General features: G+C 63.7%; 15 protein-coding genes. 11 read left to right on the plus strand and 4 right to left on the minus strand.

The genetic code is table 11. The annotated features are described in order from the left end of the window. Positions 1–6: 6 nt before the first annotated feature. From FPB55_RS14905 to FPB55_RS14935, 7 genes are all read left to right on the plus strand, one after another. On the plus strand, positions 7–1,251 hold the full coding sequence (locus tag FPB55_RS14905) for an FAD-binding oxidoreductase (protein ID WP_144188568.1): 1,245 nt from the start codon (positions 7–9) through the stop codon (positions 1,249–1,251). 21 nt (positions 1,252–1,272) lie between these two features. Next, positions 1,273–2,055, plus strand: a complete 783-nt coding sequence (locus tag FPB55_RS14910) for an amino acid ABC transporter ATP-binding protein (protein WP_144188570.1) — start codon at positions 1,273–1,275, stop codon at positions 2,053–2,055. 466 nt (positions 2,056–2,521) lie between these two features. Then, positions 2,522–3,325, plus strand: coding sequence for a type 1 glutamine amidotransferase (locus tag FPB55_RS14915; protein ID WP_125855508.1), 804 nt, complete (start codon positions 2,522–2,524; stop codon positions 3,323–3,325). Between the two features lie 401 nt (positions 3,326–3,726). Beyond that, positions 3,727–4,638: a 5-dehydro-4-deoxyglucarate dehydratase gene (gene kdgD / locus FPB55_RS14920; protein WP_009687018.1), complete on the plus strand. Its 912-nt coding sequence runs from the start codon at positions 3,727–3,729 to the stop codon at positions 4,636–4,638. Positions 4,639–4,742: 104 nt separating this feature from the next. Then, the gene (locus FPB55_RS14925) at positions 4,743–6,107 is read left to right on the plus strand and encodes an MFS transporter (RefSeq protein ID WP_029886749.1); all 1,365 of its coding nucleotides are present in this window, start codon (positions 4,743–4,745) and stop codon (positions 6,105–6,107) included. A 79-nt stretch (positions 6,108–6,186) separates the two neighbouring features. Beyond that, complete coding sequence (gene garD, locus FPB55_RS14930) at positions 6,187–7,740, plus strand: galactarate dehydratase (RefSeq protein ID WP_054906141.1); 1,554 nt, start codon at positions 6,187–6,189, stop codon at positions 7,738–7,740. A 57-nt stretch (positions 7,741–7,797) separates the two neighbouring features. Further along, positions 7,798–9,378: an aldehyde dehydrogenase (NADP(+)) gene (locus FPB55_RS14935; RefSeq protein ID WP_115294212.1), complete on the plus strand. Its 1,581-nt coding sequence runs from the start codon at positions 7,798–7,800 to the stop codon at positions 9,376–9,378. Between the two features lie 21 nt (positions 9,379–9,399). Here FPB55_RS14935 and FPB55_RS14940 read toward each other — a convergent pair whose 3' ends face one another. Beyond that, positions 9,400–10,149, minus strand: coding sequence for a FadR/GntR family transcriptional regulator (locus FPB55_RS14940; protein ID WP_009687013.1), 750 nt, complete (start codon positions 10,147–10,149; stop codon positions 9,400–9,402). A 194-nt stretch (positions 10,150–10,343) separates the two neighbouring features. Here FPB55_RS14940 and FPB55_RS14945 point away from each other — a divergent pair, with 194 nt between their 5' ends. Further along, positions 10,344–10,994: a DUF998 domain-containing protein gene (locus tag FPB55_RS14945; RefSeq protein WP_125855510.1), complete on the plus strand. Its 651-nt coding sequence runs from the start codon at positions 10,344–10,346 to the stop codon at positions 10,992–10,994. Between the two features lie 74 nt (positions 10,995–11,068). Continuing rightward, on the plus strand, positions 11,069–11,398 hold the full coding sequence (locus tag FPB55_RS14950; RefSeq protein WP_047149831.1) for a hypothetical protein: 330 nt from the start codon (positions 11,069–11,071) through the stop codon (positions 11,396–11,398). A 474-nt stretch (positions 11,399–11,872) separates the two neighbouring features. Here FPB55_RS14950 and FPB55_RS14955 read toward each other — a convergent pair whose 3' ends face one another. Both FPB55_RS14955 and FPB55_RS14960 read right to left on the minus strand, forming a co-directional pair. Further along, a complete protein-coding gene (locus FPB55_RS14955; protein ID WP_009685092.1) occupies positions 11,873–13,165 on the minus strand; it encodes a sorbosone dehydrogenase family protein in 1,293 nt (430 codons plus the stop codon). Continuing rightward, on the minus strand, positions 13,162–13,590 hold the full coding sequence (locus FPB55_RS14960) for a DUF2231 domain-containing protein (protein ID WP_009685093.1): 429 nt from the start codon (positions 13,588–13,590) through the stop codon (positions 13,162–13,164). Before FPB55_RS14960 ends, FPB55_RS14955 begins: the two co-directional genes overlap by 4 nt. 397 nt (positions 13,591–13,987) lie before the next feature. Here FPB55_RS14960 and FPB55_RS14965 point away from each other — a divergent pair, with 397 nt between their 5' ends. Both FPB55_RS14965 and FPB55_RS14970 read left to right on the plus strand, forming a co-directional pair. Continuing rightward, the gene (locus tag FPB55_RS14965; protein ID WP_115294209.1) at positions 13,988–14,401 is read left to right on the plus strand and encodes a histone-like nucleoid-structuring protein, MvaT/MvaU family; all 414 of its coding nucleotides are present in this window, start codon (positions 13,988–13,990) and stop codon (positions 14,399–14,401) included. A gap of 198 nt (positions 14,402–14,599) precedes the next feature. Then, the gene (locus tag FPB55_RS14970) at positions 14,600–15,925 is read left to right on the plus strand and encodes an MFS transporter (protein ID WP_009685095.1); all 1,326 of its coding nucleotides are present in this window, start codon (positions 14,600–14,602) and stop codon (positions 15,923–15,925) included. Positions 15,926–16,013: 88 nt separating this feature from the next. Here the strand turns inward: FPB55_RS14970 and FPB55_RS14975 are convergent, their stop codons facing one another. Beyond that, positions 16,014–16,829 carry a sugar phosphate isomerase/epimerase gene (locus tag FPB55_RS14975; RefSeq protein ID WP_115294207.1) on the minus strand — a complete coding sequence of 272 codons (816 nt, stop codon included), beginning with the start codon at positions 16,827–16,829 and terminating at the stop codon, positions 16,014–16,016. Positions 16,830–16,842: the final 13 nt, after the last annotated feature.

The following is a 16,842-nucleotide window of genomic DNA, read 5'->3' on the forward strand; positions in this document are numbered from 1 at the left end:
CGTTCCATGCATTGCCAGACCTTAGTCCTGGGCGCCGGCATCGTCGGCGTCAGCACCGCCCTGCACTTGCAAGCCCGCGGGCGCCAGGTGGTACTGCTCGACCGCGACGAACCGGGCAGCGGTACCAGCCACGGCAACGCCGGGCTGATCGAGCGCTCCAGCGTCATCCCCTATGCCTTCCCACGGCAACTGGGCGCCCTGCTGCGCTATGGCCTGAACCGCCAGCCCGACGTTCGCTACAGCCTGGCGCATCTGCCCAAGGCGGCACCGTGGCTGTGGCGCTACTGGCGCCAGTCCGCCCCCGGGCGCCTGGCAGGTGCCGCCGCCGATATGCTGCCATTGGTGCAGCGCTGCGTGGAGGAACACGACGTGCTGATCGCAGCTGCCGGCCTGCAAGGGCTGGTGCAGGCCAAAGGCTGGATCGAGGTGTTCCGCGATCCGACGCTGTTCAGCCAGGCCAAGGCCGATGCCAAAGGCCTGAGCCGTTACGGCCTGCAGTTCGAAATACTGGAATGCGGCCAGTTGCAGGCCCGCGAACACCAGCTGGATGCCACCGTGGTCGGCGGTATCCACTGGCTTGACCCAAAAACCGTCATCAACCCCGGCGCACTCACCCGTGGTTATGCAGCCTTGTTCCAGCAACGCGGCGGGCAGTTCCTGCATGGCGATGCGCGCAGCCTGCGTCAGCACCACGGCAAGTGGCAGGTCGACAGCCGCCGTGGCCCGATCACTGCCGACGAGGTTGTCGCCTGCCTGGGCCCCCAGTCGGCCGACCTGTTCAGGGGCCTGGGCTACCAGATACCGCTGGCGATCAAGCGCGGCTATCACATGCACTACGGCACCCGTGGCGGCGCGCAACTGGAGCACGCGATCTGCGACACCCAGGGCGGTTATGTGCTGGCACCGATGGCGCGCGGCGTGCGCTTGACCACCGGTATCGAGTTCGATGCCTCCAATGCGCCCGCCAACCAGATCCAGCTGGACCGTTGCGAAGCCTTGGCGCGCAAGCTGTTCCCCGCGCTGGGCGAGCGCCTGGACGACGCACCGTGGCTGGGGCGGCGCCCGTGCCTGCCCGACATGCGCCCGGTCATTGGCCCGGCGCCACGCCACCCGGGGCTGTGGTTCAACTTTGGTCACGCCCACCATGGCCTCACCCTTGGCCCGGTCAGCGGCCGCCTGCTGGCCGAACTGGTGACAGGGGAACGCCCCTTCACCGACCCCGCGCCTTACAGCGCAACCCGTTTCGACTGACCCCCGCGGGAGCACAACACGATGACCGCACTCTTGAGCCATGCCACCGCAACCCCTGAAACCGACCCGCGCCCGGTGCTGATCCGCATCGAAGGCTTGAACAAGCACTACGGGGCGTTCCATGTCTTGCGCGACATCGACCTGCAGGTACGCGAAGGCGAACGTATCGTCCTGTGCGGGCCTTCCGGCTCGGGCAAGTCGACGCTGATCCGCTGCATCAACCGCCTGGAAATCGCCCAGCAGGGCGCTATCGAGGTCGCCGGCGTCGACCTTGCGACCAACACCCGGGAGGCGGCGCAGGTACGCAGCGACATTGGCATGGTGTTCCAGCACTTCAACCTGTTCCCGCACATGAGCGTGCTCGACAACTGCCTGCTCGCCCCCACGAGCGTGCGTGGGCTATCGCGCAAGGATGCCGAGGAGCGGGCGCGCATGTACCTGACCAAAGTGGGCATCGCAAGCCAAGCGCACAAGTACCCCAGCCAGTTGTCCGGCGGGCAGCAGCAGCGCGTGGCAATTGCCCGCGCGCTGTGCATGAAACCGCGGATCATGCTGTTCGACGAGCCTACGTCGGCACTGGACCCTGAAATGGTCGCTGAAGTGCTGGATGTGCTGGTGCAACTGGCCGGCACGGGGATGACCATGCTTTGCGTCACCCACGAAATGGGCTTTGCCCGGCAGGTGGCCGAGCGGGTGCTGTTCCTGGAGGGTGGGCAGATCATCGAGGACAGCCCGCCGCAGGTGTTCTTCAACCACCCGCGCACCGAGCGGGCCAAGGGGTTCCTGGCGCAGATCCTGCACTGAGTGCAGACCTGTCACTGAACTTGTAGGAGCGGCCTTGTGTCGCGAAAGGGCTGCACAGCAGCCCCGGCAATGTATGCACCAGTGCTGAAATCCGGGGGCCGCTATGCGGCCCTTTCGCGACACAAGGCCGCTCCCACAACGACCGCGTTGGCTTCAAGCCACCTATTTCATTGCACGGCTGCAAAGACCCGACTGCGTCGTTAAATATTATTGACCGAACCTCCCGCCAAACCCACGCCGCCACAGGCCCGCATCGGTTCAACCCACCCAAAACCGGCGCATTTCCCGCCTTGCAGCCCCTTTCAGTCGTTTGACATATCGAACGGCTCTGGCAAGCTATCTACAGGCCCCGACCGGCATCGTCAGCTCGACGAGCCGGCAGTGCTCGGGGCTCCAGGCGCCACTCAGAGCCCCGCGCCGTGCGCCTGCACAACAACGACAGGTCGAACCTGTCCCAAGGTGACATATGTCCAACAGCAACATTGGCAACAAGCAACCTTCCCTGCGCAAACCCGTCGTCCTGATGACCATGGGCAGCCAAGAGCGCAAAGGCCATGACTACCAGGTCATGACCCACAAATACATCACCCCGCTGGTCGAGTTCGCCGATTGTGTCCCGGTGCTGGTGCCCACCTGCTGCGGCATTGACGACCTCGAGACCTATCTGGACATGGCCGACGGCGTTTACCTGACCGGCGCTGGCAGCAACATCGACCCGGCGTTGTACGGCCAGGAAAACCAGACCCCAGGCAAAGGCCAGGACCAGAACCGCGACCTGTTCGACATTCCGCTGGTCAAGGCGGCGATCAAGCGTGGCCTGCCCATCTTCGGCATCTGCCGGGGCATGCAGGAAATCAACGTGGCGCTGGGTGGCGACATCTACCAGAAGGTGTACGCCGAACCGGGTTTCAATGACCACCGGGAAAACCCGGAAGACCCGGTCGAAGTGCAGTACGCCCAGGTTCACAGCGTAAAGATCAAGCCAGGCAGCTGGCTGCGCGACACTTTGGGTTGCGACGAAATCCGCGTCAACTCGCTGCACGGCCAGGGCCTGCACACGCTCGGCGCCGGCATCGAGGCCATCGCGCATGCGGAAGACGGCCTGGTCGAGGCCATTCATGCGCCAAGCATTTCGCCGTTCCTGTTCGCCGTGCAATGGCACCCAGAATGGCAAGCTGCGCAGAACCCCGACTCGATCAAGATCTTCCAGGCGTTCGGTGACGCGTGCCGCGCCCAGGTTCGCAAGGCGCAGGTCAAGCGCGCTGCCTGACCTACAGTTTCCCCTGCTTTGATCGCGGGGCGGCGCAAGGCCGCCCCCGCCTCCCCCGGTCACCCTCTGCTGGTCCCAGAATATCTGCCGTGGAATCGGGCGGCGGGTTTGTGCCTGTCTTTGCGATCGTTTTTTTTCTTTGGTCTTGAGAGATACGATGACTACCGGGTGGTAGTCGTCGGTTTTTCAGCGCCTGTGAGATCGAGCGCCGCCCGCGCGGCGCATCGCGAGCTGCGCTCGATCTGCAACCCACCACACATATCGAGGCGGGCACCCCGACGCGTACACCCTCGCGGAAAACAAAATTCCAAGAAAGCACTGGTCATCCCTGAGGTTGTACGATAACTTACCTCCAACGTAAAACAACACCTCCACCCAAGCGCCACAGGATGCCAACAACAATGAACCCACAAGAACTCAAATCCATCCTCTCCCACGGCCTGCTGTCTTTCCCGGTCACCGACTTCAACGCCCAGGGCGACTTCAACCCGGCGGGCTACATCAAGCGCCTGGAGTGGCTGGCCCCCTATGGCGCCAGTGCCCTGTTCGCCGCCGGTGGTACGGGTGAGTTCTTCTCCCTGGCTGCCAGCGAATACAGCCAGGTCATCAAGACCGCAGTCGATACCTGCGCCACTTCGGTACCGATCCTCGCCGGCGTGGGTGGCTCCACCCGCCAGGCCATCGAATATGCGCAAGAAGCCGAGCGCCTGGGCGCCAAGGGCCTGCTGCTGCTGCCGCACTACCTGACCGAAGCCAGCCAGGACGGTGTTGCCGCCCACGTGGAAGCCGTGTGCAAGTCGGTGAAGATCGGCGTGGTGGTGTACAACCGCAATGTCTGCCGCCTCAACGCCAACCTGCTGGAAAAACTGGCCGAACGCTGCCCTAACCTGATCGGCTACAAGGACGGCCTGGGTGATATCGAGCTGATGGTGTCGATCCGCCGCCGCCTGGGTGATCGCTTCAGCTACCTGGGTGGCCTGCCAACCGCCGAAGTGTATGCTGCTGCCTACAAGGCCCTTGGCGTGCCGGTCTACTCCTCGGCAGTGTTCAACTTTGTGCCGAAGACAGCGATGGACTTCTACAACGCCATCGCCCGCGACGACCACGCTGCCGTGGCCAAGCTGATCGATGATTTCTTCCTGCCCTACCTGGACATCCGCAACCGCAAGGCTGGCTACGCCGTGAGCATCGTCAAGGCCGGCGCCAAGCTGGCCGGTTACGACGCAGGCCCGGTGCGTACCCCGCTGACCGACCTCACCGCCGAAGAGTACGAAATGCTCGCCGCGCTGATGGACAAGATGGGCCCGCAGTAAGCGCTGCCTGCGGCCTGCCATATGCCGCGCCCGGAGTGGGCCTGCCCCGCTCCGGTTACCATTCGTGAGCCCGCACAAAAATAACTAGTGGGAGTACAACCAGCATGCAAGCGACTAAAAAGACGCATGTGCGCTACCTGATCCTGTTCATGCTGTTCCTGGTGACCACGATCAACTATGCCGACCGCGCGACCATTGCAATCGCAGGCTCCAGCCTGCAGAAAGACCTCGGCATTGACGCCGTAACCCTCGGTTATATCTTCTCCGCCTTCGGATGGGCTTACGTGGCTGGCCAGATTCCGGGTGGCTGGCTGCTCGACCGCTTCGGTTCCAAGAACGTCTACGCCTTCAGCATCTTCACCTGGTCGCTGTTCACCCTGTTGCAGGGCTTTGTCGGCGGCCTTCCGGTTGCCTGGGCAGTCGTGACCCTGTTCACCTTGCGCTTCCTCGTCGGCTTTGCCGAAGCCCCGTCGTTCCCGGGTAACGCCCGTATCGTCGCGGCCTGGTTCCCGACCCAGGAACGCGGTACCGCCTCGGCCATCTTCAACTCCGCGCAGTACTTCGCCACCGCCCTGTTCGCACCGATTATGGGTTGGATCGTGTTCAGCTTCGGCTGGGAGCACGTGTTCGTGGTGATGGGGGCGCTGGGCATCATCTTCTCGATGGTGTGGCTGAAGACCATCTACAACCCGCGCCAGCATCCACGCATCAGCCCGGCCGAGCTCGAACACATCGAGCAGAACGGCGGCCTGGTCGACATGGACCACAAGCGCGGCAACGATGGCCCGAAATGGGGTTACATCAAGCAGCTGCTGACCAGCCGCATGCTGCTGGGCGTGTACCTGGGCCAGTATTGCATCAACGCCATCACCTATTTCTTCCTGACCTGGTTCCCGGTGTACCTGGTGCAGGAACGCGGCATGACCATCCTCAAGGCCGGCTTCATCGCCTCGCTGCCGGCGGTATGCGGCTTTATCGGCGGTGTGCTGGGTGGGGTGATCTCGGACTGGCTGCTGCGCCGTGGCAACTCGTTGACCTTCTCGCGCAAGCTGCCGATCGTCTGCGGCCTGATGTTGTCGACCACCATGGTGTTCTGCAACTACGTAGACGCCGAGTGGATGGTCGTCGGTTTCATGACCCTGGCTTTCTTTGGCAAAGGCATCGGCGCGCTGGGCTGGGCGGTAGTGGCAGACACCTCGCCGAAGCAGATCGCCGGCCTGTCGGGCGGCCTGTTCAACACCTTCGGCAACATCGCCTCGATCACTACGCCTATCGTCATCGGCTACATCATCAGCGCCACGGGTTCGTTCAAGTGGGCCCTGGTCTACGTAGGCGCCAACGCCCTGGTAGCGGTGTTCAGCTACCTGGTGATCGTTGGCCCGATCAAGCGTATCGAACTGCGCGACGACGCGCCGAGGCCACAGGCTGAGCCTGCTGCCAACGGCGAACTGGCCAGCTCGCGCCATTGAGTGACACGCCCGCCCCGGCTCTTTCGGTGCGGGCGGATGTACAAAAAAAGCCTGAGAACCTGACAAGTAGGGCCCAAACATGCAGTTGATCGAACATTCCGACTCGCCCCGCTACGTGCGCCTGCACGACGATGACAACGTCGTGGTCGTGGTCAATGACGGCGGCCTGGGCGAAGGTGCCCGTTTTGCCGACGGCCTGACCCTGGTCGAGGGCGTACCGCAAAGCCACAAGGTTGCCACCGTGACCATCGCCAAGGGCGAGCCGGTGCGCCGCTACGGGCAAATCATCGGTTATGCGCTGGAAGACCTGCGCCAGGGCAGCTGGGTACAGGAAAGCCAGCTGGCCATGCCCGCTGCCCCGGAACTGGACAGCCTGCCACGCTGCGATGCCGTGCCACAGCCGCTGCCGCCACTGGAAGGTTTCACCTTCGAAGGCTACCGCAACGCCGACGGCACGGTCGGCACGCGCAATATCCTTGGCATCACCACCACCGTGCAGTGCGTGACCGGCGTGCTGGAGCACGCGGTCAAGCGCATCCGCAGCGAACTGCTGCCCAAATACCCCAACGTCGATGACGTGGTAGCCATCACCCACAGCTACGGCTGCGGCGTGGCCATCAACGCCCGCGACGCCTATATCCCGATCCGCACCGTGCGCAACCTGGCGCGCAACCCCAACCTGGGCGGCGAAGCGCTGGTCATCAGCCTGGGCTGCGAAAAGCTGCAGGCCGGCCAGGTGATGCACGACAACGACCCGTCGGTAGATCTCAGCGACCCGTGGCTGTACCGCCTGCAGGACGCCAGCCTGGGCTTTGTGGAAATGATCGAGCAGATCATGGCGCTGGCCGAAACCCGCCTGAAGAAACTCGACCAGCGTCGACGCGAAAGCGTACCGGCCAGCGAGCTGATCCTCGGCATGCAGTGCGGTGGCAGCGACGCCTTTTCGGGCATTACCGCCAACCCGGCGCTGGGTTATGCCGCCGACCTGCTGGTACGTGCCGGTGCCACCGTGCTGTTCTCGGAAGTGACCGAGGTTCGCGACGCCATCTACATGCTGACTTCGCGCGCGCAAAACCAGGCGGTGGCCGACGCGCTGGTCAGCGAAATGGACTGGTATGACCGCTACCTGCAGCAAGGCGCCGCCGACCGCAGCGCCAATACCACACCGGGCAACAAGAAAGGCGGCCTGTCGAACATCGTCGAAAAGTCGCTGGGTTCGATCGTCAAGTCCGGCAGCGGGGCCATCCAGGGCGTGCTTGGCCCAGGCGAGCGGGTCAAGGGCAAGGGGCTGATCTTTTGCGCCACCCCGGCCAGCGACTTTGTCTGTGGCACCCTGCAACTGGCCGCAGGCATGAACCTTCATGTCTTCACCACGGGCCGCGGCACGCCGTATGGCCTGGCCATGGCGCCCGTGGTCAAGGTGTGCACCCGCAGCGAGCTGGCGCAGCGCTGGCCCGACTTGATCGACATCGACGCCGGACGCATCGCCAGCGGCCGCGCGACCATCGAGGAATTGGGCTGGGAGCTGTTCCACTACTACCTCGACGTCGCCAGTGGCCGCAAGCAGACCTGGGCCGAGCAGCACCGCTTGCACAACGACATCACCCTGTTCAATCCGGCGCCAATTACCTGATGCCCTGGGCAGGCTCGCCCAGCACTCTTCATTCAGCCACCCTCACAGGAGCACCCCATGCCTGAAATCCTCGGCCACAACTTCATCGCCGGCCAGCGCAGCGCCGCTGGCGCACAGCGCCTGCAGAGCCTGGACGCCAGCACTGGCGAAGCCCTGCCGTACAACTTTGCCCAGGCTACCGAGGGCGAAGTCGACCAAGCCGCCAAAGCCGCGGCCGCCGCTTTCGCCGAATTCCGCCAACTAGCCCCGGCGCGCCGCGCCGAATTTCTGGATGCCATCGCTGCCGAACTGGACGAGCTGGACGATGCCTTCATCGCTATCGTCTGCCGCGAAACCGCACTGCCCGCCGCACGTATCCAGGGTGAGCGCGGCCGTACCAGCGGCCAAATGCGCCTGTTCGCCCAGGTGTTGCGCCGTGGCGACTACCTTGGCGCACGCATCGACCTCGCTCTGCCCGAACGCCAGCCACTGCCACGCGTGGACCTGCGCCAGATGCGCATTGGCGTTGGCCCGGTCGCGGTGTTCGGCGCCAGTAACTTCCCGCTGGCGTTCTCCACCGCAGGTGGCGACACCGCCGCGGCGCTGGCCGCCGGCTGCCCGGTGGTGTTCAAGGCGCACAGCGGCCACATGGCAACCGCCGACCTGGTCGGCTGCGCCATCACCCGGGCAGCCGAGCGTACCGGCATGCCCAATGGGGTGTTCAACATGGTGTTCGGTGGCGGCGTGGGCGAGTGGCTGGTCAAGCACCCGGCCATCCAGGCCGTGGGTTTCACCGGTTCGCTGAAAGGCGGCGACGCCCTGTGCCGCATGGCCGCAGAGCGCCCCCGGCCGATTCCGGTGTTCGCCGAGATGTCCAGCATCAACCCGGTGATCATCCTGCCGGGCGCCCTGGCCAAGCGTGGCGACGCCATCGCCCGTGAGCTGGCCGGTTCGGTGTGCCTGGGCGCAGGGCAGTTCTGCACCAACCCGGGCCTGGTCATCGGGCTGCAATCGCCACCGTACAGCCAGCTGTTGGCTGAGCTGGGTCAGCACCTGGGCCAGCAGGCCGGCCAGGTCATGCTCAACGCCGGCGGCCTGCGCAGTTATGTCGCTGGCCTGGAGCACCTGCACGCCCATGCCGGTATCGAGCACCTGGCCGGCCAGGCACAGCACGGCAGCCAGGCCCACGCCCAGCTGTTCAAGGCCGATGCCCGGTTGCTGGTCGAGTCCGACCCATTGCTGCAGGAGGAAGTGTTCGGCCCCACCACCGTGGCCGTGGAAGTTCAGGATAACGACCAGTTGCGCGCTGCCGTGCTTGGCCTGCGCGGCCAGCTGACCGCCACACTGATCGGCGAGCCTGAGGACTTTGAAGCCTTTGCCTGGCTGGTACCACTGCTGGAAGAGAAAGTCGGGCGGATTCTGCTCAATGGTTACCCGACAGGTGTCGAGGTATGCGACGCCATGGTCCACGGCGGGCCGTACCCGGCAACTTCCGACGCCCGCGGAACCTCGGTCGGCACCCTGGCTATCGACCGCTTCCTGCGCCCCGTGTGCTACCAGAACTATCCGCAGGCGCTGTTGCCCGAGGCCCTGCGTGACAGCAACCCGCTGGGGCTGCGGCGGTTGGTGAATGGGCAGTGGCGCGACGGGGCGATCTGACGCCCCTTTGCGGCACGGGCCTCAGGCCCCTTGCGCCTCAGCCTCTTCATGCACCTGACGCAAACGCTCACGGCTATTGCTCAGGTGCATGCGCATGGCCATTTTGGCCCCTTCGCTGTCTCGCCGTGCAATGGCTTCATAGATGGCTTCATGCTCATGGCGCAGCCGGCTCATGTAATGGGCCTGGTCATCACGCGCCAACCGCGCTGAATTCAACCGGGTCCGGGGGATGATGCTGGTGCCCAGGTGGTTGAGGATGTCGGCGAAGTAATGGTTGCCACTGGCCTGGGCAATGCGCAGGTGAAACTGGAAGTCGGCCGACACCGCATCGGTGGCGTGGGCCGCCCCCTCGTTCAGCTCATCCAGCGCCGCGCGCATGCCGGCCAGCTCGTCATCGCTGCGGCGTTGTGCGGCAAGCCCTGCCGATTCGATCTCCAGCGCAATGCGCAACTCCAGCACCGCCAGCACCTCACGCAGGGTAACGACGGTAGCCGGGTCGATCCGGAAGCCCCCGGTCGCCGGCGCATCCAGCACGAACGTACCGATGCCGTGGCGGGTTTCCACCTGCCCGGCGGCTTGCAGCCGCGAAATGGCCTCACGCACCACCGTGCGGCTGACGCCCTCTTCAACCATGATCTGCGATTCGGTCGGCAGCTTGTCGCCGCGCTTGAGCTGGCCGCTGCGAATACGCTCGGTCAGCACCGTAACCAGTTCCTGGGCCAGACTGCGTGGCTTGCGCCGGGTCCTTGCCTGTACCTGCTGCTCTGTCATCGCCCTGTGTTTCACCTTGAAAGACAGCGCTTATCATAGCGCAAGCAGTTGTACGATCACATATGCCGCGTGCGGATTTCATTGCCTGCCTGGGGCTGCACCTACCCGACAACACCTGGAAGTGCTGGCACAGAGCCTGCGCTGCAAGATACTGTGCGTTTCCACCTCACGCATCCATGGAAGGAACTGCCCGTATGAAAACCTATGACCGCCTTTTGCTCGGCTGCGGCTTACTGATCCCGTTGTGGCTGTTGGGCGGGGTCTGGCTCACTGCACTGGCGTACCCCGGCTACGACCATTTCCAACAAGCCATGAGCCAGCTCGGCGCGGTTGGCTCGCCCGTGCAGCGCTGGTCGCCATGGGTCAACAATTATCCTCTCGCGGTCTTGTTCATCTTGTTTGCCTTGGGCCTGGCGCGGCGCTGGCACGGCTCGAAGGTAGCGTTGTCGAGTGCAGCTCTGGTATTGGTGCACGGCCTCGGTAGCCTGGGCACAGGCTGGTTCGCTTGCGACCCAGGCTGCGCTCCGGCGCAACCTTCCAGCTCACAGCTGCTGCACAACCTGTCGGGGTTGCTGATGTTCCTTTCACTGACCCTGGCGAGCGCCCTGTGGGCGTGGCTCGGGACGCGTCTGGCCGGCAGCCAGGCCGTCGCGCTGCTGTCCGCCACCAGCCTGATACTGGCCATCGTCACCATCGCACTCATGGCCCAGGCGGCACAAACCGGGCAGCTGTTCGGCCTGTACCAGCGCCTCAACTACGGGGTGTCGGTACTGTGGATCGCCTGCCTTGCCTGGGCTAGCCTGCGCAACCCGGCTGCTGGATCATTGCACAGGCCCGCCCGCTGACGGCAATTTGCTGGCCCCCTACCTTTGCAAGTGAGGGCAAACTTCGTTCCCCTTCAATTGCTTAGGACAGCAATATGCGAGTACTTCTAGCTACGATGGCCGGCTGCCTGCTCGCCACATTCGCTTTCGGCGCCCAGGCCAGGGCGCTCAGCCAGAATGATCGCCACACCTGCCAGTGGGGTGCGCAAATAGCCGGTGAAGCCCAGCAGGCCAAGCTTGCCGGGGTCACCCTGTACGCTACGCGCAAGAAGCTTCAGGTGCGAAAGTTCGCCAAACCGTGGATGCGCATGACCGCCTTCGGCATTACTGAACAAACCTATAACAGCCGCTCCAGGCTCAAGCCTGCGGCAATCCGGCAGACCTATTACGAGCAGTGCGTGCACCATGCAGTTGCGAAGAGATAGGTGTTTTGTTTCAAGCGGTTATGGATTAAAGCTAAAGCATTTCATGCGCCGTACTTGTGAGAGATTCTATGGTTCCTGGCAAGGGTAGCCGGAGCATCTTCAGCGCCTGTGAGATCGAGCGCCGCCCGCGCGGCGCAATCGCGAGCTGCGCTCGCTCCTACGTTTGTTTAGGGCCAGTAACGCCTGTGACAGGCGCGCGCGGCCGCCTTGTTTGTACGGCGCGATATTGAGGCATGCACCAAGGGGTTCGCGCGCGAATCCCATAGGAATAATTGGCCCGAAACAAACGTAGGAGCGAGCGCAGCTCGCGATTGCGCCGCGCGGGCGGCGCTCGATCTCACAGGCGCTGCCATACCTTGTGGCAAACACCTGTCAGCCCTAAGGCGATCCCTGTGGGAGCTGGCTTGCCGGCGATGGGCCGCAACGCGGCCCCCGCCTTTCGCGATGAGTGGCCGCACGCGAAGCCGGCCACCTTCACCGATTGCGCGTAACCCGCCACACGGTATTGGCCAGGTCATCCGCAATGATCAAAGCACCGCGTGGGTCCACCGTCACCCCCACCGGGCGACCGCGGGTCTTGCCATCTTCACCCCGGAAACCCGTCGCGAAGTCAATCGGCTCCCCAGCTGGTTTGCCATTGCTGAACGGCACGAAGATGACCTTGTAGCCCACCGGGTTCGGCCGGTTCCAACTGCCGTGCTCGCCCACGAATACCCCGTCGGCAAAACCCTCCCCCATGGCCGGGATGGAGAAGTCAACACCCAGTGCCGCCACGTGCGAGCCCAGGCTGTAGTCGGGTTTGATCGCCGCGGCGACCTTTTCCGGGGCCTGCGGCCTTACCCGCTCATCGACGTTCTGCCCCCAGTAGCTGTAGGGCCAGCCGTAGAAGCCGCCGTCACGCACCGAGGTGAGGTAGTCAGGCACCAAATCAGGCCCCAACTCATCGCGCTCGTTGACCACTGTCCACAACTGCCCGGTCTGCGGCTCAATGGTCAGTGCGGTGGGGTTGCGCAGGCCTGTGGCGTAAGGCCGGTGCGCGCCGGTTTCGGCATCCACCTGCCAGACCATGGCGCGGTCGATCTCCACTTCCAGGCCGCGCTCGGTGATATTGCTGTTCGAGCCGATGCCCACATACAGGTAGCGCCCATCGGGGCTGATCGTCAGCGCCTTGGTCCAGTGGTGGTTGATCTGCGATGGCAGGTCGGTGACCTTGGTCGGCGGGCCGTCGGCCTTGGTCTGGCCTTCGGTGTAGTTGAAGCGCACCAGGGCGTCCTGGTTGGCCACGTACAACTTGCCGTCGGCAAAAGCCAGGCCATACGGCGCGTTGAGGTTTTCCGCGAATACCGTCTGCACCTCGTACTTGCCGTCGCCGTCGGCATCGCGCAGCAAGGTCAGGCGGTTACCGCCTTTGACTTGGGTGTTGCCCTTGGCCTTGATCTGGCTGGCAATCACATCCTTGGGCTTGAGCTTGGCCGCGCTGCCGCCCCTGCCTTCGGCCACCAGGATGTCGCCATTGGGCAATACCAGGCTCTGGCGCGGGATCTTCAGGTCGGTGGCAATGGCCGTGACACTGTAGCCTTCGGGAACGGTCGGTTTCTGCTCACCCCAGGCCACCGGCTGAGCGATCTTCATGCTCGGCAACAAGCCACGTTGTGGCTCGGGCAAGCGCGGGTCCGGGCCATGGGCCTGCGTAGGCTCGCCATCGCCACCACAGGCACTCAACAGCAGCGCCACACTCAATACACTCAACGCGTGCAAGGGCTTCATGCTTCACCTCCAGAACGCAGGTTGCTCAGGCCGGTCCAGGCTGCGGCCAACGCCAGTACGCTCACGACCGCCGACAGCACCAGCCCTGCCGGCATCACCGCCCAGGCGTCCTTGGCATGCTCGAAGGCATTGATCAGGCCAAGCACCCAGGTCACCAGCAGCAGCACGAAATACAGCGTCGGGCGCCCACCTTTGCGCTCAGCGCGGATCAGGTTGGCCAAGGCAAACAGCAGCGCCAGCCCGCAGAACAGCAAAGCCCCGGCGATCAGCCAGGCGGCGAAGTTGCTCCACTGGATCTGGTAGCTGTTGTAGTAGGCGATATCGCTCAGCAGCGCGCCCAGGAACAACGGCACACTGCCGGCCAACAACAGGGCGTGCAGCGGGCTGGGGGTGCGCCGGTAAAGGGTGTGGTCGGATGTGGTCACGGTGCCTCCTTTTCATTCAGTGACCCAGGCTGATGGGGGGTGCCATCAGCCGTGCGCAGGGTGCGCCTAGCAAAGGAGCCCTGCGCATCGCCGATAGTTCACCGCTTCGCTGCAATGAAACATCTTGTAAGAACCGATCCCCTGCGTGCACACCATTGGGCTCAAGCAACCAGCAGGGCCTCAGCAGATGCCATAACAGTCAAAGCATTCAGACATTCATTTATTGAAGTTGTTGAAGGCGCCGCTGTAGGAAGTTACTGACAACCCAACTTAGAACTGAACTTTCGTACAACCCAACAACGAACAATGCCCTGCAAAAATCTCAAATTATTTCCCCACTTGCGTTGCTCTGACCGGCGCGCTAACACTGGTGCCATCACGCACTGGAGGAAGCCCCATGTCTCATCTTGCCCAGTTCCGCGCCCTCGAATGGCTACTCGCCAACAAGAAAGACGAACTTCAGTTCATCAAGGTTGACCCCCAGCTTCGCCGCGAGCTGGAATTCGAAAGCAAACTGCACGACCTGCTGGCCGAATATCAATTCGGTTTAAGGCAGGTGCTGAGCATCATGGCACCTGAGCAGCGCCACACGTTCGACCTGTTCACCCGGCAACCCCACGCACTGGTTTCACCGACCGGTTTCCGGGCGCGGCTCAGCAAGTTTTATCAAAACCCCTATACCGGTGAAGTTGTCGAAGCCAAGAGCACTTTGCACAAGACCTTGCGCCAGTGGATCAGGCAGTACAGCCGCGCCGAAGTGGAAAGATGGGTAATACCAGGTGCCCTGCTACCACGCAGCCTGCGCGAATAACCAGCGCCGGCTCAGCGCTCGCCCTGACGCCTCGCCAGCACTCGCAAGCGTTCGGTAACCGAACATTAGACCGCCTCTTGAATTGACGCTGCCGCCCGCACTGCTCACCATGCAGCGGCCTTGCGTGCACCCTTGCCTGGGAAATGGTCACGCACCCGCAGCACCGCAGTTGAATACAATTTCAAGAAACGAGCCGTCATGAACAACTCCAAGACTCACCCCGCCGCGCTCCGGATGCCCCAGGGTTCGATCGGCGACAAGCTTCGCGCCGCCTTCGGCGTTGGCAAGACCCGCTGGGGCATGCTGGCCCTGGTGTTCTTCGCCACCACCCTCAACTACATCGACCGCGCCGCCCTTGGCATCATGCAGCCTGTCTTGGCCAAGGAAATGAGCTGGACGGCGATGGACTACGCCAACATCAACTTCTGGTTCCAGGTCGGTTACGCCATCGGCTTTCTGTTGCAAGGCCGGCTGATCGACAAGGTCGGCGTCAAACGGGCCTTTTTCTTTGCCGTGCTGCTCTGGAGCCTGGCCACCGGCGCCCATGGCCTGGCCACCTCGGCTGCCGGTTTCATGGTTTGCCGCTTTATCCTTGGCCTGACCGAAGCCGCCAACTACCCGGCTTGCGTGAAAACCGTGCGCCTGTGGTTTCCGGCCGGCGAGCGGGCTATCGCCACCGGTTTGTTCAACGCCGGTACCAATGTCGGCGCCATGGTAACCCCAGCGCTGCTGCCACTGATTCTGGCCGTGTGGGGCTGGCAGGCCGCATTCATCGCCATGGGCTGCCTGGGCCTGGTGTGGGTAGCGCTATGGCTGCTCAAGTACTACAACCCTGAAGACCACCCGACAGTGCGGCAGAGCGAGGTGCAGTACATCCAGCAAGCTGTCGAGCCCGAGCCGACCCGGGTGCCGTTCAGCCGCATACTGCGCCTGCGCGGGACCTGGGCGTTCGCGATGGCCTATGCGATCACCGCACCGGTGTTCTGGTTCTACCTGTACTGGTTGCCGCCCTTCCTCAACCAACAGTACAGCCTGGGCATCAATGTGACCCAGATGGGTATCCCACTGATCATCATCTGGCTGACGGCAGATTTTGGCAGCATCGGCGGTGGCATTCTGTCGTCATGGTTGATCGGCCGCGGCGTGCGCGCCACGACGGCGCGGTTGCTGTCCATGCTGGTCTTCGCCTGCACCATGGTCAGCGTGGTGTTGGCTGCCAACGCCAGCGGCCTCTGGGTCGCGGTGGCGGCCATTTCGCTGGCGGTGGGGGCGCACCAGGCCTGGACGGCGAACATCTGGAGCCTGGTGATGGACTACACGCCCAAGCACCTGGTGAGTACCGTGTTCGGCTTCGGCAGCATGTGCGCAGCCATTGGCGGGATGTTCATGACGCAGATCGTCGGCAGCGTGCTGACGGCTACCCACAATAACTATGCCGTGCTGTTCACCATGATCCCGGCCATGTACTTCCTGGCGCTGGTATGGATGTACTTCATGGCGCCGCGCCAGGTCGAAAGCGCCTGAGGCGCTGCTCAGTTACCTCTACGGGGCCCTTGCGGGCCCTTTTTTTGCGCCACCGGTCAACGAAGGCGCCGCGCCGCACTGGCCACTGTCAGACCTTGGCCAATACCGCCCTGGCGTGGGCCAGCGCCATGCGCGCACGCTGTTCGCCGCTGATCCCTTGTTCCAGCAACTGCCGGGTAGGTATTTCCAGGCTCAGCGGGAGGGTGGCCGGTAGCGCGCGCAGCAGCCCGACCAGATCGGCATCGCCATCACCCGGGAAGCGCCGTTCGTTACGCGCCTGGCGCAGGATTTCGTCCATGTCGGCCGGCACTGGCCCCGCCACGTCGCACAATTGGGCATAGCGCATGCGCTGCGGTGCCAACTGCGCCAGGTCGCTCAGCGCAGAGCCGGAGCGGTTGAAATGGAACGCGTCCACCAGCACGCAACCATTGGCCTGATCGGCGTTGGCTACCACGCGCATGGCCTGGCGCAAGTCACGTACGTCGGTCCAGGGCATGAACTCCAGGTGCGGGTGGATGCCATGGACCGCCGCCAGTTCGCACAACGCGGCAAAGCGCTCGGTGAGCCGTGCTTCGTCCGGGTCGTTGCCGGCCACCAGCAGTTCGGTGCCCCCCAGCTCGGCACCCACCGCCAGGATGGCTTCGAAATCCGCCACGCAGGTGTCCGGCTTAAGGCGCAGGATCTCCAGGTCCAGCACCTTGATGCCGGTATCGCGCAGGCGTGCCTGGGTCTGCCTGCGCAGATCGGCATCGGCCACCAGCGGGTAGTGCTGTTCCTGCTCGGTGGCCGGCACCAGGCGCAGGCCGACATGGCTGTAGCCAGCGCGGGCAGCAGCCTCGACCATGTCTGGCGGGGACAGTTCGAGTACCGTCAGGGCCGCGAGGGAAAATATTCGATCAGTCATTCGTCGTCACCAG

Source organism: Pseudomonas sp. BJP69 (genome assembly GCF_007633355.1).
In the GTDB taxonomy this organism is placed as follows: Bacteria; Pseudomonadota; Gammaproteobacteria; order Pseudomonadales; family Pseudomonadaceae; genus Aquipseudomonas; species Aquipseudomonas juntendi.